Origin of the sequence: Planctomicrobium limosum, from assembly GCF_051465645.1 — a bacterium.
Classification (GTDB): Bacteria; Planctomycetota; Planctomycetia; order Planctomycetales; family Planctomycetaceae; genus Planctomicrobium.
The window spans coordinates 281,401-300,734 of the sequence record NZ_CP195790.1 but is presented as its reverse complement, the minus strand read 5'-3'; the positions used below and the strand labels follow the sequence as shown (position 1 = coordinate 300,734).

At 52.8% G+C, this 19,334-nt stretch carries 11 protein-coding genes and 1 pseudogene; 6 read left to right on the top strand and 6 right to left on the bottom strand.

Features of this window, described 5'->3' with window-relative positions; genetic code table 11:
* Positions 1-108: 108 nt before the first annotated feature.
* Positions 109-4,437: a DNA-directed RNA polymerase subunit beta' gene (rpoC, locus tag SH527x_RS01135; protein ID WP_437192818.1), complete on the top strand. Its 4,329-nt coding sequence runs from the start codon at positions 109-111 to the stop codon at positions 4,435-4,437.
* A 142-nt stretch (positions 4,438-4,579) separates the two neighbouring features.
* Here rpoC and SH527x_RS01130 read toward each other — a convergent pair whose 3' ends face one another.
* Positions 4,580-5,812, bottom strand: coding sequence for a nucleotide disphospho-sugar-binding domain-containing protein (locus SH527x_RS01130; RefSeq protein WP_437192817.1), 1,233 nt, complete (start codon positions 5,810-5,812; stop codon positions 4,580-4,582).
* Positions 5,813-6,338: 526 nt separating this feature from the next.
* On the opposite strand from SH527x_RS01130, the gene mqnC reads away from it, so the two are divergent.
* Both mqnC and metF read left to right on the top strand, forming a co-directional pair.
* Positions 6,339-7,541, top strand: a complete 1,203-nt coding sequence (mqnC, locus tag SH527x_RS01125) for a cyclic dehypoxanthinyl futalosine synthase (protein ID WP_437192816.1) — start codon at positions 6,339-6,341, stop codon at positions 7,539-7,541.
* A gap of 229 nt (positions 7,542-7,770) precedes the next feature.
* The gene (gene metF / locus SH527x_RS01120; protein WP_437192815.1) at positions 7,771-8,634 is read left to right on the top strand and encodes a methylenetetrahydrofolate reductase [NAD(P)H]; all 864 of its coding nucleotides are present in this window, start codon (positions 7,771-7,773) and stop codon (positions 8,632-8,634) included.
* Between the two features lie 173 nt (positions 8,635-8,807).
* On the opposite strand, the gene SH527x_RS01115 is transcribed toward metF, so the two are convergent.
* Positions 8,808-9,956 carry a DUF1559 domain-containing protein gene (locus SH527x_RS01115; protein ID WP_437192814.1) on the bottom strand — a complete coding sequence of 383 codons (1,149 nt, stop codon included), beginning with the start codon at positions 9,954-9,956 and terminating at the stop codon, positions 8,808-8,810.
* Positions 9,957-10,615: 659 nt separating this feature from the next.
* Between SH527x_RS01115 and SH527x_RS01110 the strand changes: the two genes are divergently transcribed.
* From SH527x_RS01110 to SH527x_RS01100, 3 genes and pseudogenes are all read left to right on the top strand, one after another.
* Positions 10,616-11,338, top strand: a complete 723-nt coding sequence (locus SH527x_RS01110; protein WP_437192813.1) for a 3-keto-disaccharide hydrolase — start codon at positions 10,616-10,618, stop codon at positions 11,336-11,338.
* Positions 11,339-11,611: 273 nt separating this feature from the next.
* Positions 11,612-12,034 (top strand): annotated as a pseudogene (gene rpiB, locus SH527x_RS01105) (ribose 5-phosphate isomerase B); the annotation flags it as partial.
* A gap of 48 nt (positions 12,035-12,082) precedes the next feature.
* A complete protein-coding gene (locus tag SH527x_RS01100; protein WP_437194665.1) occupies positions 12,083-12,292 on the top strand; it encodes a CPXCG motif-containing cysteine-rich protein in 210 nt (69 codons plus the stop codon).
* Positions 12,293-12,498: 206 nt separating this feature from the next.
* Here the strand turns inward: SH527x_RS01100 and SH527x_RS01095 are convergent, their stop codons facing one another.
* From SH527x_RS01095 to SH527x_RS01080, 4 genes are all read right to left on the bottom strand, one after another.
* Entirely contained in the window at positions 12,499-13,512 is a 1,014-nt protein-coding gene (locus tag SH527x_RS01095; protein WP_437192812.1) for a DUF1559 domain-containing protein, read from the bottom strand.
* Between the two features lie 485 nt (positions 13,513-13,997).
* On the bottom strand, positions 13,998-14,402 hold the full coding sequence (locus SH527x_RS01090) for a hypothetical protein (protein ID WP_437192811.1): 405 nt from the start codon (positions 14,400-14,402) through the stop codon (positions 13,998-14,000).
* A 117-nt stretch (positions 14,403-14,519) separates the two neighbouring features.
* Entirely contained in the window at positions 14,520-15,545 is a 1,026-nt protein-coding gene (locus tag SH527x_RS01085) for a DUF1559 domain-containing protein (protein WP_437192810.1), read from the bottom strand.
* A gap of 333 nt (positions 15,546-15,878) precedes the next feature.
* Entirely contained in the window at positions 15,879-19,271 is a 3,393-nt protein-coding gene (locus SH527x_RS01080; protein WP_437192809.1) for a hypothetical protein, read from the bottom strand.
* Between the last annotated feature and the right edge of the window lie 63 nt (positions 19,272-19,334).

Here is a 19,334-nt window from a genome sequence, read left to right as displayed (position 1 = left end):
CCATGACCGCACTCATCCCCTGAGTGCGGTTTTCCGACTCGATGGTGTGTTTTCAATATTCAGCGAACTCAAACATCGCTATCCACTTTCTACGATCAGGAGTTTCCAGTGAGCGTTGGCGAAGGTGCTTACGATCGCGTGAACGACTACGGTGCCGTCAAAATCAGTTTGGCGAGCCCGCACGACATCCGCAGTTGGTCTTTTGGCGAAGTCAAAAAGCCAGAAACAATCAACTACCGAACCTACCGTCCAGAGCGGGATGGTTTGTTCTGTGAACGAATCTTCGGTCCAGAAAAGGACTGGGAATGTGCTTGCGGTAAATATCGCGGCATGAAATACAAGGGAATGATCTGCGACCGCTGCGGTGTGAAAGTGACACACAGCCGTGTTCGTCGTAAACGAATGGGGCACATTGAACTTGCCGCTCCAGTCGTTCACATCTGGTTCTTCAAGAGCATGCCAAGCCGTCTTGGCGCACTGCTCAGCATGAAGACAACCAGTCTGGAAAAGGTCATTTATTTCCAGGAGTACGTTGTCACCGATCCAGGTGAAACGCCACTGAAAAAGTTTCAGCTGCTTACCGAAGATGAAGCTCGCGACGCTCGTGAAAAGCACGGCGAAGGGAACTTCAAAATCGAGATGGGTGCTGAAGCCGTCTACTCATTGCTCAGCGGCCTGAATCTGGCTGAAGAGTCGACTCGTCTTCGTGGTGAACTGAAGACGACCGGCAGTCAGCAGAAAACCAAGGACCTGATCAAACGTCTGAAGATCATCGAAGCACTGCGTGACAGTGATAACCGTCCGGAATGGATGGTCCTGCACTGCATTCCGGTGATCCCGCCAGACTTGCGTCCACTTGTGATGCTTGAGTCCGGAAGCTTTGCGACAAGCGATCTCAACGATCTCTATCGTCGTATTATCAACCGTAACAACCGTCTCAAGAAGCTTGTCGACCTGAATGCTCCTGAAGTCATCGTTCGCAACGAAAAGCGAATGCTGCAGCAGTCAGTTGACGCCTTGTTCGACAACGGTCGCTGTAAGCGTCCAGTCCTTGGATCATCAAACCGTCCGCTCAAATCGCTGACGGACATGATCAAAGGTAAGCAGGGACGATTCCGCGAAAACCTGCTCGGTAAACGCGTCGACTATTCAGCACGTTCGGTGATCGTCGTCGGTCCGGAACTCCATCTCCATCAGTGCGGTCTGCCTAAGAAGATCGCTCTGGAGTTGTTCCAGCCGTTCATCATCCGTCGTCTGAAAGAACTCGGCCATGCAGACACCATCAAGTCGGCCAAGCGTATGCTGGAACGACGTGATGAAGAAGTGTGGGATATTCTTGATGAAGTGATCACCAACCATCCGGTGCTGCTCAACCGAGCTCCAACTCTGCACCGTATGGGGATTCAGGCATTCGAGCCAATCCTCGTGGAAGGTCACGCGATTCGAGTCCATCCGCTCGTCTGTAAAGGCTTCAACGCCGACTTCGACGGCGACCAGATGGCAGTCCACCTGCCGCTGTCGATCGAAGCTCAGGTTGAAGCAACAACGCTGATGATGTCGACGAACAACGTCTTCAGTCCGGCGAACGGTGCTCCAATTATTTCGCCGTCTCAGGACATCGTCATGGGTTGCTATTACTGCACCCTGAAGCGTCCAGGGCGTCCCGGCGAAGGTCTTGTGTTCGCATCTCCTAAAGAGTGCCTGACAGCATATCAGCAAGGGAAAGTTTCCCGTCACGCAACCATTAAAGTGCGTCTCCCGAAAGACAAAAAGGTCAAGGGAGAAGGAGCTGATACTTACCGTCCAGGTGGGTTGATCGAAACGTCTGCTGGTCGAGTTGTCTTCAACGACGTTCTCGATCCACGCATGCCGTTCTACAACCTCGCTCTGAAGAGCAAGGACCTGGCGAACGTAATTTCTGACTGCCATCAGATCATCGGACAGCGTACGACGATTGAGCTGCTCGATAAGATGAAGGCGATCGGATTCCAGGAATCGACTCGCAGCGGTTTGTCCTTCGGTGCTTCTGACCTTGTGGTTGCTCCGAACAAAGAGCAAGTCATCGCGAAGTCAGAAGTCGAAGTGTTGAAACAACAGAAGTTGTACGACCGAGGTGTGATCACCAGCCAGGAACGTTACAACAAAGTGATCGACATCTGGACTCACGCTCGTGAAGAGATCACCGAGGCGATGAAACGCGACCTCGAGCACGACATCCGTGACGCCGGGGCCTACGTGAACCCGATCTACCTGATGGCAGACTCGGGTGCTCGAGGGGGTCTGGAACAGATTCGACAGCTTGCCGGTATGCGAGGTCTGATGGCCAAGCCGAGCGGCGAGATCATCGAAACTCCAATTAAGTCGAACTTCCGTGAAGGTTTGACCGTGCTGGAGTACTTCTCCTCCACACACGGTGCTCGTAAGGGTCTCGCCGATACGGCTCTGAAGACAGCCGACTCCGGTTACCTGACACGTAAGCTTGCGGATATCTGCCAGAACCTCGTTATTACGATGGTGAACTGCGGTACCACAAAGGGTGTGACCCGCGGAACTCAGTATCGTGGTGAAAAGGTTGAAGTTTCTCTGGCAGATGCCATCCGTGGACGTGTCAGCCGTACGAACATCGTCGACCCGATTACCGACGAAGTGATCGTTCGTGAAGACGAACTGATTACGCACTCGATCGCCCGTCGCATCGAAGAGATGGGACTCGAGCGTATTCAGGTGCGTAGTCCGATGTCTTGCGAAGCCGAGCTCGGTATTTGCAAACGCTGCTACGGAATGGACCTGTCAACTGGTCTTCTGGTTGAAGAAGGTCTCGCAGCAGGGATTATCGCCGCACAGAGTATTGGTGAGCCGGGTACTCAGCTGACAATGCGAACATTCCACATCGGTGGTGCCGCTCAGTCTGACGTTGAGAAGTCCGATCTCCGTGGCCGTAAGGCCGGTCGTGTGAAGTTCGCTCGGATCCGAAGCGTGGTAAACGCTGAAGGTCAGGCAGTCGTGCTCGCTCGACAAGGGGAGATCATCATCATCGACTTGAAGGACCGCGAACTGGAAAAGTACGCTGTTCCAGCAGGTGCGATCCTGATGGTGAAAGAAGACGAGACGATCACAACTGGCCAGGTTCTGTGCCAATGGGATCCTCACGCCGTTCCAATTCTGGCGGAAGTCGGCGGTCGTATCCGCTTCGAAGATCTGATCGAAGGTCGTTCGGTCAAGTCCGAGAAGGATGCTGCTGGTCACGTCCGTCGTACTGTCATCGAGCATAAGGGTGACCTGCACCCTCAGATCATCATCGAAGACAGCACCGGAAAGATTCTGGACTACTACTACATTCCAGAACGTTCGAACCTTGAAGTGAAGGAAGGGGATCAGGTCTCCGCAGGTGCGATTCTCGTCAAGCAGCCACGCGAGGCAGCTGGTACGCAGGACATCACCGGGGGTCTTCCTCGAGTCACTGAACTGTTCGAAGCACGTAAACCGAAAGATCCGGCAATCATCGCTGAGATCGACGGGGAAGTGGAACACGTTGCTGAACGTAAACGCGGAAAACGAGTGATCGTCGTCCACGGTGCAGACGGAACTGACGTTGAACACGTCATTCCTCACGGTAAGCACGTTCTGGTTCACTCCGGTGACTTCGTGCGGGCAGGGGACGCTCTGGTTCGTGGTCCGCTGGTTCCACACGACATTCTGCGTGTGAGCGGCGAAGAAGCGGTCTCTCAGTACCTGCTTCACGAAATTCAGAACGTGTACCGTGCACAGCGTGTGGGTATCGACGACAAGCATATTGAGCTGGTCGTTTCCCAGATGCTGCGAAAAGTCCGCGTTGACGATGTCGGCGATACAGACATGCTTCCTGGCGTCGTGATTGACAAATGGGAGTTCCGTCGTGTCAACCGTGAGTTGATGGACAGCGTTCGCGTGACCGATCCAGGTGACACCGAGTTCCAGATTGGCGATGTTGTTCCTCTCGAAACCATCGAAGAAGTGAACGAGCAGATCGAATCTGGCGGCGGTTCCGTGATTCAATACACGAAACCACGTCCAGCAAGTGCCAGTACTCAGTTGCTGGGGATTACCAAGGCAGCCGTTTCGAGCGAGAGCTTCATCTCGGCAGCGAGTTTCCAGGAAACAACGAAGGTGCTCACCGAAGCAGCTTTGGCTGGAAAGTCCGACAACCTTGTTGGTCTGAAAGAAAACGTCATTCTTGGTCACCTGATTCCTGCTGGTACAGGATTCAAGTCACACCAGAACTCCGAAGTCCGTATTCGTCCAGAAGCTCAGCAGGAACTTCGCGAAGAGCATGCACGTATTCTTGCAGCTCGTCGTGAAATGCTGAGCGAAGGCGAAACCGGCCTGCTCGGAAACATCGGTGGAGCACCGTCACTTGGTGACGTTCCATCTCTGTCTGACCTGTCCAACGACGAGTAATACTCGCAGTTGAGCTGTCAATAAAATTGAAGCCTCGCAGTCAATCTGGCTGCGAGGCTTTATTCGTAATTCAACAGTGACTCACTCTCCCACCGAAGTTCGTCAGACGGCGAACTTCGCCATCATGAGAGACTGACTTGGTCTATACTGAAAATCTGGCGAGGATTGCGTCTGCCGTTAGAGCCAACCCGTTCCTTGGTGCGACTGCCAGTTGTGCCTTGCTGCAGGCTGCGGCTGTTTCTGGGGAGTTGAACAGTCGCTTCAAAGCTTCGGTTAAGCGAGGTTCGGTAAATTTTGTTGCCGGCACTGATGCACCAAGCTTCAGTCGTTCAATCCGTTCCCCGTTGTCGAACTGATCGTGCGCCAATGGCATCGCCACCTGTGGAATTCCTCCCAGAAATGCCTGCGATGTCGATCCGATTCCCCCGTGATGCACAAACGCCGCCGACCGACTCAGCAGCAGATCGAGTGGCACATAAGAGAAGTGCGCGATCTCCTCTGGCAGATTCTCCGGCACCTGTTCAGGGTAGTGAGTCAGGAAGATCCCGCGCCGCCCGAGCTTTTGGCAGGACTTCATCGCAACATCAAAGAAGTCACGGCCGTGAACGTTTGCTGAGCCTGGGGTGAAGACGACCGGAGCCGAACCTGAACTCAGAAAATGTTCGACCTCTGGGGCCAATGGTTCGGTCGCTTTGTGATTCCACAATGGGAAGTCGGTTTGAATCAATGGCTTTGGCCAGTCAGGTTGAGCCGGCCCGTACCAATCCGGAAACAGGCAGACAATCCCGTCAGGGGAATGCCACCATTTCGTCACTCGCCGCACTTGCGACAGGCCGAGCTCTCGCCTCCATTCATTCAGAGAAGGACAGACGACTGCGTCCACGAAAAGGCGTTCACCAAGACGATACATGAAACTCTTCCACCAGCGCGGCCCAAACAGTCCAGCAATCATTGGCGGTTCATCGTCGCTCCAGATCACCGCCGGTTGCAGATGTAAAGTCAGCAGCGGAATCTGGTGTGAATCCCGTGCCATTCTCGCTCCGAATGAAAGGCAACTGGCAATGACGACTGTCTTCTCTGACTTTGCCGCATCGACAATCAATTCGTGCTGTCGCTTCAGCACTTGGCGAAAATATTGATAGATGTGGTTGAAAGACCGTTGAGGATGCCACAGGTCAGGATTACTGGTGCACTCCCGGTACTGTTCTGCGGTGCCCAAGGGAATAAAGTCCAAGCCTTGGTCTTTCGCGATCCCTGAGAAATGGTCGTTCGTCGCGACGGTCACTCGATGGCCGCGAGCAAGTAACTGTTCTCCGAGTCCGACCATCGGAAAGACATCTCCAGAACTCCCAAATGTCGTCAGAATGAAATGCATTGAATCTGTCTTTCTTCCAAACGGCTTACTCTTTGAACCTCAGGAATTTGCAGGAGTTTCCACAACCATCCATCGGTCCCAGTACAACGCTTTCCGTTGCTCAATCCAGCTCCAAATTGCTGAACCCCACCAACGCATCAAACTTCTCAACTGGCAAAATTCCCTTTCTCGCCTGCTGGAAGTTGGGGAAGGCCACACATAGTTCGAAATGAAATCTGAAAGTGACGATACGCGGTGAGATTGACTCCAGAGAAGCGGGATTCCGATTCAATAGCGAGTTCTGCCAAAGTGGCAAAACATCACTCCCGTCCTTCCATGTAAATCGTTATTCTTAGATGCAATCGGTAGTTCGGGAATGCGATTTTCCATGTGATGAGAAAATGAGTTTGATCCCGTCCTTGTTCGGATTATCGGTGTCATACCTGTGCGGTCTCTCATATGGCCGCGATACAGCCGTTTCCCAAGAGAAGATCCCATTCCCGCGTGCCAGCAGCCGCCACTTCAAATTGAGATCCGCTTTAAAGCCATGATTTCTACAGTCGATACAAGTGTCGCCTCCATTCTTGAGAAGGCCGTTTCGGGAGAGCGGTTGTCACGCGAAGAGGGAGTTTCCCTGCTGAAATCGCATGACTTAACAGCACTTGGTCGCGCGGCAGACGCAGTGACCAGACGTCTGCATCCAGAGCCGTATCGCACATACAACATCGACCGCAACATTAACTATTCGAACGTCTGCGCCGCCGTTTGTGATTTCTGCGCGTTCTACCGTCCCGTCGGACACGCTGAAGCCTACGTGCTGACAGAGGAAGCACTCTTCCAGAAGATCCAGGAAACCATCGATCTGGGTGGCGATCAGATTCTTCTTCAGGGGGGATTGCATCCACAATTGCCGCTTGAATGGTACGAAGACCTGCTGCGCTCGATGCGAAGGGCATTTCCATCCGTCAATGTCCACGGCTTCAGCCCACCAGAACTCTGGCACTTTCATAAAGTCAGCAAGCTCCCGTTGACGACTGTCCTGCAGCGTCTGAAAGATGCCGGGCTGGGAAGCCTCCCCGGCGGCGGCGGCGAGATTCTGGTCGACCGTGTCCGCAAGCAGATCACCAGAGGGAAAGTCCTCACCGATGGCTGGCTGGAAGTGAATCAGGTCTGGCATGAGTTGGGTGGGAAAAGCACCTGCACGATGATGTTCGGCCATGTTGAAACACTGGAAGAACGCATCGAGCATCTCGATCGATTGCGGGCTCAGCAGGACCAGTCAGGTGGTTTCACCGCGTTCATCTGCTGGACTCATCAGCCTCCACATGTTGCTCCGTGGTTTGGCCGCGATGCCGAGCAGGGTCGCAAAGGGGGCGTCGACATGTCCGAACTGCCTCCTGCCGGTGCCTTCGAATATTTGAAAACACAGGCAGTCGCGCGACTTTATCTGGACAACATCCCAAACATTCAATCCTCCTGGGTTACTCAAGGGGAGAAGATCGGGCAGCTCGCATTGTTCTTCGGAGCAAACGACATGGGCAGCCTGATGATCGAAGAAAACGTCGTTTCAAAAGCAGGCACTGTCTTTCACCTGACACTGGAATCGATTCGTCGGTGCATCTCAGACGCCGGCTATACTCCACGTCAAAGAAATGTGTTCTATGACGTGATTGACGAAACGATACCGACAGCCTCATCATCTGCGATCATGACATCCGAGACATCCGCGAAACTGAACATCCTCCCATGATCGGATGTACGTCCGCTGGAACGTCTCCTGACACAGACGAGACCGGCGCAGGCGAGACCGGCGCAGGCGAGACCGGCACAGGCGAGACCGACGCGGACGATTATTTGACCTCTCGACAGCGGCATCAGTTGCTCCAGACCAACAGATTCCGCAAATGACCTCGAATATCAATCTTGCTTCCAACAGTGATCCTGCGTGAAGCGAGTGGTTCTTAGCTGAAAACGGAAAAATGAGCATCAAGGACGCTTACAAGAATCGGTTTGGACTGTCGCTGGAAATCTTCCCGCCGAAGTCTGAGCAGGGTGATGTTTCACTCGTTGAGCACCTCGACAAACTGATGGCCCGCAACCCTGCATTTGTTTCGTGCACATACGGGGCAGGCGGAAGCACACAATCCCGTACCATTGAACTCTGCCGTCTGATTCAAGAGCGGTGGAATACTCCGGCGACGGCACACTTCACCTGCGTCGGCGCCACCCGAGAAGAACTCGTCAATTGGTTGACGCGAGCCAGCGGCGAGGGCGTTCGCAACATAATGGCGTTGCGGGGTGATCCACCTGCAGGTGAAACAACCTTCAAGCAAGTCGAAGGGGGAATCCGATTCGCAAATGAGTTAGTCGCACTCATTCGTGAACATCATTCCGACTTCGGAATTGGGGTCGCAGGCTATCCGGAAAAGCACCCGGAAGCTCCTGATCTCGACATCGACATGGTCAATCTGAAGCGTAAGGTCGATGCCGGAGCCGACGCGATCTTCACGCAACTTTTCTATATGAATGAGACCTTTCTCAACTTTAGAGATCGTGCTCATCAAGCAGGCGTGCAGATCCCCATCATTCCGGGGATCATGCCGATCACCGAATTCGCCAGAGTCAAAAAGATCGTCAGCCTGTCAGGGACTGCAATTCCCGACGAACTGCTGAATCGGCTTGAAGCGGTTCAGGACGACAAACAAGCGCAATTCGAGATCGGGATTGAGTACACCATCAAGCAAGTGAAGCAATTGATTGATGAAGGTGTTCCCGGCATTCACTTCTATGTGATGAACCGATCTGAAGCGACGCTACGCATTTTGGATGCAATCAACAAATAGTGACGGCCGCTCATCGAACAGTCAGTAAATTGACTGTTCAATCTTTCACTAACCTGTGTTGATTGAAGTTGAATCAAACAAAGAAGAGGTGGCAGTCTCAATGTGGACTGCCACCTCTTTCGCATTTCCAATTGCCCCGAGCCAGAAAAGCAGGGGAGTGCTGAAGCCGAGTACTAGAACTCGCCGAGAACCTGTCCGTCGTCTCGCAGAATAAAGTTCAGGAAGACAGCCAAGTCGATGTTATTACTGATTCCTCGAGCAGATCCATCGCAAAGACTCACCTGAACAACACCGGTGTGACTACTGTATGGCTGACCTGCATTTGTATGCCCGAGGAACCTGAAACCACAGTTGTCGATAGCGGCTTCGTTCGCTGACACGTCACTGCCACAGTTGATTGGAGTCGGCAACGATGCACCGCCCACTGGGACCTTTCCACTGGCACTCGGACTTGAAGTCGCAGTTGTGTTGCTTGAGGCGTAAGCTCGCATCTTCACTCCATCCCCAGCCCCGGCCCAAGAGAAGTTGCCCCCACCTGTCGCCGCAAGCTGCTTCCCCATGACGAAGAGTTCTGGAGAGCCGACAGTCTCAAAGAACATCAGTGTGTTGCTGGTTCCGTCTGTGATATCAGCCCAACGAGCCCCAGGATGATTTGGATCGGTGTTTCGGGACCCTGCCGGTGTCATGGCAGTGTTAAAGTTCATCTGCGGCTGCCCATCTTGATAGAACAGGGGATGGCCAGCTGGACGAACAGATGGAATACGAGGAGTTGTATAATCAGCGACACCTCCTGGCGCGGTCCCTGATGTCAAATCCACCGTGGCTTCACGAGTCCCAGAAGCACTTGGGCACTGGAAGGTCGCAATCGGGTTCTTCATTGCCGCAATTAACTGTGGCATGTAATCATTTCCCGACGCATCGACCCAGTCGATCTTCATCGATCCGTTGTATCCCCAGCGATAGCCGGTACTAGCTGCTGGGTTATTGTAACTCGGATGGCGTGCGCCCATGAAGACTTGGGCCAGAGCGTTCTGCTCAACAAACGGCAACGCGCGCCAAAGGGAACCAGTACGCGAATACGGAAAGTGCCCGTATGTGTCATGGAACATCGACATCGCAAGCGAAAGCTGCTTGAGATTGTTTTTGCACTGAGTTCGACGGGCAGCTTCACGTGCCTGCTGAACAGCTGGGAGCAGCAACGCGATCAGAATCGCAATGATGGCAATCACAACCAGCAACTCAATTAACGTGAAGCCTGAACGATGAGTTTCGCGATGAGTGGAATTCAATGGACGACGGCGCACAGCATTCCGAACGTACATAATGTTTATCCAAGGAAGGACGTTAGGGCGGGAAACCTGCTCGGATTCAGAGTCTCACATCAAGGAGATTCAGAACCGTGGAACCAACGGGAATGAGACTCAGTCTCAACTCAACAGTGAATATGGTAATTGTCTCGATCTAAATCGCAAGTTTTACGCACCAAATCCTGTAAGAAATCCAAGATCTCGACAAACAGAAATCCGTAACCACAATGCAAATAAAGATCTACAACCAATTATCCAAAACAAGAAAGTGACCATCGATTGACGAAAATGGCGATTTAAGAAGGTTTCACAGTCGTGAGTCGTTCCGCCATTGAGTACGAGGCGACCTTAAGGAGTGACCGCGACGATCAAGAAAGCTCTCCGACTGATCGCTTTACAGAGGGACAGTGAGTGAAGCTGATGGATCGCAGTGGCTGGGACTCTCATTCATGACACTGGAACGGGAGCTTCTGATTTTTCAGTGAGTCACATTTGCCGAGACAGGATTTGAACATCAGAATGCACTAATATCACGCTCTATCCGCTTTGCCTCCTCGATCACATTCATCGAGTGCAAAAGTTGAGTCGCCTCCGTGCTCTGTTTCTCTCGGTCCTTGCGGTGGTGAGGTTCGGAACAACTCCAGAGCCACCTGAACGCCCATCCTGAAAGTGCCATGCGTATGAAAAAGTCATTGCTTGCGGTGTTCTCACTATCTCTCCTGCTCCCTCTTTCAATCCTTCAGGCTGACCCCACTCCGCCAGAAGGCTTTGTCGCCATCTTCAATGGCAAAGACCTGACAGGGTGGTATGGGCTGAATCCTCACGGAACAGAGAAACTGACAGGCGACAAGCTGCAGGAAAATCTCCGCAAACAGCGAGAAGAATTCAGCTCGCACTGGAGAGTTGAGAACGGCGAACTCGTTAACGATGGCACCGGCCCTTATGCCACAACCGATAAAGATTTCGGCAACATCGAACTCCTGCTGGAGTACAAGACCGTTGCCAAAGCTGACAGCGGAATCTATCTCCGCGGAAACCCACAGGTTCAGATCTGGGACATCAACCAGCCAAGTGATCCAAAACGACCAGACCGCAATCCGAATCTGGGATCAGGCGGACTCTTCAACAATACCCCCAAAGCACCGGGACGCGATCCGCTCGTTTGTGCAGACAAGCCCTTCGGAGAATGGAACTCATTTCGCATTCGCCAGGTGGGTGACGTCACCTCGGTATGGCTGAACGACAAACTTGTCGTGGACCGTGCCAAGATGGAAAACTTCTGGGATCGCAAAACCCCACTCCAAGCCACTGGCCCCATCATGCTCCAGACTCATGGCGGTGAGATTCGCTGGCGAAATGTCTATGTCCGCGAACTTCCGGCTGACGCCAAACCATAACTTGAAACGGCAACAGGAGACCGAACTCAAATCGAGTTCATGTCGTGGTATGAACGACACCTCTGCCTGACATCGTTTTTTTGACAAGAGAAGCCTGGCCTGCAACAGCCGGGCTTCTTTCATTTTCAGCGACAGCCTTTCGAAGTCGATCCAGAAGGGATTGCCCAAGACTTCCCCCCTCAGTCTGACCGGTTTCTCCAATCCCGTATTCCCTTTCGCCTATTTGGCGAGCTATGCTGAAAGTGCAGGAGACTGGAACGGAAAGGGATTGCCATGAAAATTGCCCTCGCCAGTGATCACGCAGGATTTGACTACAAAGAGCGAATCAAACTGTTCCTGATTGAGACCGGGCATCACGTCCACGATTTCGGAACCGACTCTACCGCCGCGTGTGACTACCCCCTTTACATCTTTCCCGCAGCCAGGGCAGTGGCCTCCGGTCAGTGTGATCGTGGAATTGTTCTCGGAGGAAGCGGGAACGGGGAAGCGATGGTTGCCAATCGTGTTGCGGATGTCCGCTGCGCGTTGTGCTGGAATGTCGAAACGGCTCGACTTGCTCGACAGCACAACAATGCCAACATGATTTCGATCGGGCAGAGAATGATCGATTTCAACGAAGCGCTTGCCATTGTGCAGACATGGCTGGAAACCCCATTCGAAGGGGGACGACATCTCCGGCGAATTCGTCAGCTTGACGCACGGAAATCAACAGAACCTGACGTCCCTGACCAACCTGTCATCGAGTTGCCGCATCGTTCCCAGTTCGTCGATGAAGCACGCTACACCTGCGACTCGTGTCGGGAGGAATTTCAGTTTCCGGTGGATATCTCTGATGGCCCTGTTCAACTGGTCGTTGAGAAATGCCCCACCTGCTGGAACGAAAACTCACTCAAGATCTCAATTGAGCCGAATGGTCACATCGAAGTTCGAGCGAACCTGCAACCGACAGAATGATCGAACTGAGTGTTTGTTCTGATCGAGCAATCCTCGAAAGAGATCGCGTCTGGAACGGCACCCGGCTCAAAGAAAAACAGCCTGACCTTCATGTAAGAAGGTCAGGCTGATCTGTTTAAAGCGTCAGAAATACGAGACGAAAGACGGCGACCGTCTTTGAGCAATCTCAGGACTGCTGCTCGGCCGCATGATAGACCGACTTGGCCTTAGAATTCACCAATCACCTGACCATCTCGACGCATTCCCAGTTTGATCCAGGTCTGACGATCGATGTTGTCAGAGAAGAAGCGAACGGCTCCATCTGCCATGGCAGCATGAACACCACCAGTGTGGAAACTACGAGCGAAGTTCCAGCGACCATCCAGTCCACCAGACTGACCGTTTTCACAAGGAGCGTTGCGAGGCGCCCCAGTATAGGTTTCTGATTTACAGCTGTAGACGCGGTCTGCAACAGATGTATTTGGAGATTCGCTCACACTGAACGCAAAAGAGCCGTGAGGAGCCCCGCCCCAGTAACCGCCAGCTTCCCCCCATGCTGCGGTGCCGTTGCCGCGAATGATGCTTTCTGAAGCAAGCAGTGTATTGCTCGTTCCGTCCGTGCAGTCACGAATTCCGATCTTGGAATTCTGAGCAAACATCCCGCCGATATCAGACCCGATCATAGTCCTGTTTGTCACAGTGATGATTCCGGTCGTTGCATTGACCGTATGGCTCGCCCCTACGCCAGCACTGACGACGTAGTTGCCTTGGAACGCTCTTGATCCTCCGTTGCCGCCACGGCCTGGAGTTGATCCGTCTGATGGACAGCTGAAGACCGCAACCGGCGTGGTTGAGATGCGAGCAATGTTTACGTCGGTGTTTGTCTCAATCGCATGAATGTACTCCGTGCGATCAGACTCGTAGAGGTTCGAAAGCGCGGTCTGCTCAACGAATGGCAGCATACGCTGGAACCAGGAGTCTCGCCGATGGGTCGCACCTGTAACCTCGGATTGGTGCCCATACGGGAAGACGAGATGCGTGTCGTGATAATTGTGCAGTGCCAAACCAATCTGCTTCAGATGGTTTTTGCACTGACTTCGACGAGCGGCTTCTCGGGCCTGTTGCACAGCTGGCAACAACAGAGCAATCAGAATGGCAATGATCGCAATAACAACGAGAAGTTCGATCAGAGTAAAACCGGGATGGCGTGTGCGCGGAGGCAATGCTCTCTGACAATTCATCGTGCTAATCCTTTTAAGAATTCGACGGACAGAAAACCTGGAAGAACGTCTAAAAAACGACATCTGATCCCAGATCCATTGCATGAATCGGGAACCAGTCAAAATCAACAGGAACAACGACCGTGCAGAAAAAGGGATTTGCAACGAGTTCCTGTCTCACTTTCAAACTACCACACGACTCGAACACGAATAGTGCGTACGTATCATATTCATGTATTCAGAATTGTACAAACAGACATTTCTCCTCCCATGCCTCCTTGCTCACCCGCTTCCTCAGCCAAATCGCCTCGTCATTCCGAAGACGTCTCCCCGAGACAATCAGAACCACAACCCTTTACATACAAAAGAATTGCAACACGAATTCACAGAAAGAAAGAGGGGAAGGGGAGGGAACCAGCCCATCCACGTGAATTCGTGGCGTAAAAAAAGATGCTGAGACCCACGAGGGACCTCAGCATCGTCACAAAGCAAACAATCGCCTACGTTTATTTACTGGTCAAAGCAAAATCGAACGTGTTCTTCTGTCCGCCGACGACATCTGCCGTCAGATCGGACTTGGAGTTGTATTTCGCTGGAATGTACATCTCTCCGACTGGTTCAGGGGTTCCGTTGGAGTTATCAAACTTCCCAGGAATGATTCGGGAAGCGGTAATCTCAACATGCATTTTTCCTGGTGCAGTCTTCAGGGAATACGAACCATTCTTGATCTCTCCAGAGAATGCCTGCTGAGAGCCTTCGGTTTGCCGGAGAAGGATGCGTCCATTCTCAATAGGCTCACCATTAAAGGTGACGTTCCCACTGACGACGTGCTCGTCTGGACCAGTCGCTCCACCGCCACATCCCACCAACGCGAGACACATCAAAGACACTGCAAGAAAAGAAGTTTTCATGTCACAATTCCGCAAATGCTAAACCAGGTTGACCTCAAAGGGCCTCGCAGTAGTCTTCTCGACTGGAGAAAGGCTGAAGCCCGCGAGCCAGAGACACTGCCTCATTTTGGAAATACTCTAGAATTCGCCGACAACCAATCCGTCACGACGCAAGCCGAGCTTCATCCATGTCTGACGATCGATGTTGTCAGAGAAGAAGCGAACGGCTCCGTCTCCCATTGCGGCGTGAACTCCACCTGTGTGGAAACTGCGGGCAAAGTTCCAACGGCCAGTCAGGCCGCTTGAGTTCCCACTTTCACATGGAGCGTTTCGAGGGGCTCCTGTATAGGTCGTTGCTTTGCAGGTATAGACCCGGTCTGCAACGGAGGTATTGGGAGTTTCAGCAGAAATGAAACCGAACGAACCGTGAGGAGCTCCCCCCCAGTACCCGCCAGCTTCACCCCAAGCTACAGTTGAGTTTCCACGAACAATTGACTCTGAAACCAGCAGTGTGTTGCTGGTTCCGTCGGTGCAATCGCGAATTCCAATTTTGGAGTTCTGGCCGAACAACCCACCGGAATCAGGGATCCGTTCAATTGTCATATTTGTCACAGTGACCAGACCGGTTGTCGCATTCACTGTATGCCCCGATCCCACACCCGCTGCGACAACGTAGTTCCCTTGGAAAGCCCTCACACCGCCGTTTGCTCCACGACCAGGATTTGAACCATCGGATGGACAGCTGAAGACTGCAATCGGAGTCGTAGTCAACTTGACCAGATTTTCGTTAGAAGACTGCTCAAGGAGATGAATCCACTCTGTTCGGTCGGACTCATACTGATTTGAAAGGGCAGTCTGCTCGACAAACGGAAGCAAGCGCTGGAACCAGCAATCCCGTTTGTGGGACATCCCGGCGATCTGGTCTGACTGATGCCCATACGGGAACACCAGATGAGTGTCGTGGTAATTGTGAAGTGCCAACGCAATCTGCTTCAAATGATTGCGGCACTGACTGCGACGAGCGGCCTCTCGGGCCTGTTGAACAGCCGGAAGCAACAGAGCAATCAAGATCGCAATAATTGCGATCACAACGAGCAGTTCGATCAATGTGAAACCACGATTCTGTGGCTTCTTGACCGATGCTGGCATCCGATGATGACTCATAATTTCGAACCTTCCTTACAAACCAGTATCAATCGACGAAGAGACAAAAGTGCAGAAAGCAATCGCCTAGAATTCGAAGTCAAATGAAGCGGAAGCCAGGACTCATCTCCAGCTCGACATACAACAAATAAAGGAAAGCTGATTCCTACGCGATTATTTCACAATTCAACAATATACGCATGCGAACACTGTCATGTCAAATTTCTGAAAAACCAGAAGAATTTGACGAACATTTTGCGTGAAATTCACCCCAAAGATGGAGAGGGGGGGAGGAGAGGACCTGCATCTGCGTATTTATTCGCGTGCGATCACTACATTTAATCGAGAGAAACGTTAGTTGGGAGAAACGTCGCCACCTGCTGTCGGCGGAAGAATTGGACGAGGCAGGCTGCGATACGGTTGACCAGACTCGACGGACTGCATGAATCCGGAGAATGTCGCATCCAGAGTAGGAATTCGAGGCTGAATTCTGGCAACCGGGCTGGTCGTCGTCCCAAACACTTGAACCCGCACCCAACCGCTGACAAGGGGACCAATCAACGGGATTCTCTTGTTCGCTTTGGAATAGAAATCAAGCTCCATCACTCCCGATTTTGCTCCGGAGTAACCGACCGTCCCCTGGCCCCCGAATTTTAACGCGTCACCAACCAGTTCAATGTTTCCGAAGTCGAAGACTTCGTCGTGAATCGTGAACTCAGCATATGCATACTTGAATGCCGCGTCTCCAGGTTGGGCAGGGCGGAAACTCAGAATACTCATCATCTGGGCAAAAACGGGAAGCTCATAGAGTGCAGCCGGTGTGATCTGGATTCGACCTTGTCCCGTGGCCGAGCGTGCATTCCCGCCTCGACCGCTGGTCTGCACGACTCCGTTCACTTTCCCCATCAGCTTTTCATACTTGTGCTCGCGCGCCCACTCGCCAAGCTCAACGTCGTAAATATTGAGCTCCATCCAGTAAGGGAGATACGCGGAATCTCCCGTCAGCCTCAAATCGACATCGAGTCCCACGTGCCCACCATAGAGTGCCGCACGAATCTGGCCCTGACGATAGGGGTTCCCTGTACTGTAAACCGGTTCGTTCCCAGCCAGTCGGGGGGTTCCAAGTGTCAGACGGTTGTCCTTTACCAGAAATGGTCCCTGAATTTTCTGAAACGGCATGTCAAGAGTACGCAGAGAATTCAGTTCGCCATACCCCTCAATTTCCAGACTCTTTCCGTCCCAGTTTCCACGGTGAACAACCGTGCCAGTAATTCCGGTGATCGGAACCCCTGCGACGAGATGATTGTCTTTCAACATCACCATGGCAGTCCACGAAGCGGTCATTAACTCCGGATGCTCCGTCCATCCTTTGACGTCGAGTCCGAGAGAGAGATCCACAGGGTTCTTCAACTGAACAGCGTCGATGGCACTGGCCATACTCTGAGGGAGAGCCCGCTTCAGTTCGTCATCAGGCTGCAGCTTACGGACATGCATCGCTTTGTCATCGAGAAACAATCTCCATGCGACTTTCTCACTGGGAGCAATCTGCACATACGCAGACTCTGGAACCGCTCCATTGACCAGCAGGTAAGCCCCGTTGTGATCGCCCTGTAACGAATGAATCCGCAGCTTGGATCCATCCCATTGCAGCGTTCCTGAAACATTGCTCCAGACGTAGGGAATCGCTTTGGGGATCAGCTGACCGTCTGTCCAATGAATTCCATCCAGTCGGACGTTGCATTTCTCGCCTGGTGTCCAGTTCAACAGGATTTTGTCGATGTCGACAATTCCTTTAATTCCAAAGTCGTTCCAGGCAGACTTCATCTCCGGGCTGGCCGCCGTTGTCGCACGTTCCAGATCGAGGTCGAGAGGAGCCTGCAGTGCAGCCAGTTCCAGCATCAGTTCACTTGGATCATCCTCCAGGTCGAAATATCCCTGACCGGCGATCTTGGCGGTGCCGTGATTCGCCAGCAGATTCTCGAAGAACCAGGTGTCGCGTTCGAGCGGGTTGTACCGCAATCGACCTCGCATATCCGTCAGTTCATACGGAAACCCTGCATAATTCATGGCTCCGTCAGCGAGTTGCCCATCAATGCAGACCAAGACTCGCCCCTGTGTCTCACTGTTACGGACGACACGAACATTCGCCTGACCGGCAATCCCGGTGATCTTCAGAGCATCCAGAACATGACGGATTGTTCCCTGTTCCGGGCGTTGAAATGCATTCCGGAGCGCGGTGTCGATTGGGAACTCTGTCACATGAATTTTCAGGTCGATATCGCGTTCTTCACTCGTGGGATTTACGAGCCCAGTGAGAACGACTGGACGCCCGGCACATTCCCCATTCAGATTCAAACGGAAGAGGTCTCCGTCCTGCTTCACCTCTCCGCGAATTTTCTCGACGGGATAGCGGAAGTGATCGCAGAGAACGCGACAATCGACTGCGGAGAACTTTTCCAGTCCCCACGAAACATCCTGACCAGCTTCTTGCGACAAGCCGACAGCGATATCAAACGTGCCACTTGGAGAGAGCAGGTCGAACACAACCGCTGGCTGTCCCCAAAGGAAATTGCGGATTCGTTCGTCCAGACGCAGCTGAGTTGCCCGCACAGAGAAGTTCTTGGCCCAATTACTTTCAACTTTCGTTGCGGACCCATTCACGTAGAGCGTGCTGCTTCCGTTGGCTGCACGAAGATCGCGAATTTCAATCAGGTCAGGAGACACGCGAAACCGTGCTTCGAGGTCATACAACGGCAGCGGCAACAGCATCTCGGACACAACGCCGTGTGAAATCTGACCACTGACGAGATAATCAACTGGCTGATCCGGGGCAGACTGTCCCAGCTTGAACTGAATCGCCAGATCCGCCCGCAGGAGATTGTTAACGCCGTCGCGCGGACTCGTCAGAGCGGCATTACTCATCCGCAGCGCGTCGTCTGCCGCAGAGGCAACGTTCGTCTCTGGTGCCTGTTTTGTGACCGCCTGAGCAAATAATGCCTGATTCGTATTTCTCAGTGTCGCTAACTGGGTCTGAAATTCAGGAGAGAACTTCGCAGCGAGTTCCAGCAGGGAATCGCCTAATCGAACATCGCCGGCCGCACCGTGAACATGCCATTCGCCACGGCTGCCATCGACCAGGCCAGAGAGCTGCAAGCTTCCAAAAACGTCGGCGTTGCCACGTCCTTCAAATTGATATCTCTGATACGACTCCGGCTTCAGTGCGACCTGAATTCCCTGAATACTGACGAAGCGGGTTTGCCCGTCAACATGAGATTCGATCCCGATTCGCATCAAACCATTTTTGATGGTCCACTCAGGAGAGACTGAAGAGGGGGCCAGTTTGACGACGACGTCTTCCCAGTTCCATCGATGATGGACGTCGCGAATGAAATACACTTCTGGTGATTGCACTTCGAGTTCGCGAATGACCACGCGCTGATTACGCTGGAGAATGGTTGTGTCGATTTCAACCAGCATTCGGGGAATCTGGATCAGATTCGCGCCGGTCTCTTTGAATGACAATTCCAGATGAGAAATGTCGATATGTCCGAGATCAATCCACCGCGCCCCATCAAACTTGACGTTGCAGTTCGGAAAGACCTCTTCAAGATGGTCGCGAATGATCCCGGTCAGCAGATCATCTTTGGCTGCCCACCAGCGCGCCGCGAACCCACCAGCCGTGATGACTGCAATCAGCAGCAACACGACCATCCATAACAGGGTGTCTCGGATTCCTTTCCAAGTCACGCGGGCAAATCCATTTCAACGTGTGAAGATCAAATCGAAAATCAGGACGGGAAGTCAGCAGCG

Excerpts from the sequence above, each read along its gene's own strand:
- SH527x_RS01130 (WP_437192817.1), bottom strand. The coding sequence starts at position 5,812 with ATGCATTTCATTCTGACGACATTTGGGAGTTCTGGAGATGTCTTTCCG.
- mqnC (WP_437192816.1), top strand. The coding sequence starts at position 6,339 with ATGATTTCTACAGTCGATACAAGTGTCGCCTCCATTCTTGAGAAGGCC.
- metF (WP_437192815.1), top strand. The coding sequence starts at position 7,771 with ATGAGCATCAAGGACGCTTACAAGAATCGGTTTGGACTGTCGCTGGAA.
- SH527x_RS01115 (WP_437192814.1), bottom strand. The coding sequence starts at position 9,956 with ATGTACGTTCGGAATGCTGTGCGCCGTCGTCCATTGAATTCCACTCAT.
- SH527x_RS01110 (WP_437192813.1), top strand. The coding sequence starts at position 10,616 with ATGCGTATGAAAAAGTCATTGCTTGCGGTGTTCTCACTATCTCTCCTG.
- SH527x_RS01095 (WP_437192812.1), bottom strand. The coding sequence starts at position 13,512 with ATGAATTGTCAGAGAGCATTGCCTCCGCGCACACGCCATCCCGGTTTT.
- SH527x_RS01090 (WP_437192811.1), bottom strand. The coding sequence starts at position 14,402 with ATGAAAACTTCTTTTCTTGCAGTGTCTTTGATGTGTCTCGCGTTGGTG.
- SH527x_RS01085 (WP_437192810.1), bottom strand. The coding sequence starts at position 15,545 with ATGAGTCATCATCGGATGCCAGCATCGGTCAAGAAGCCACAGAATCGT.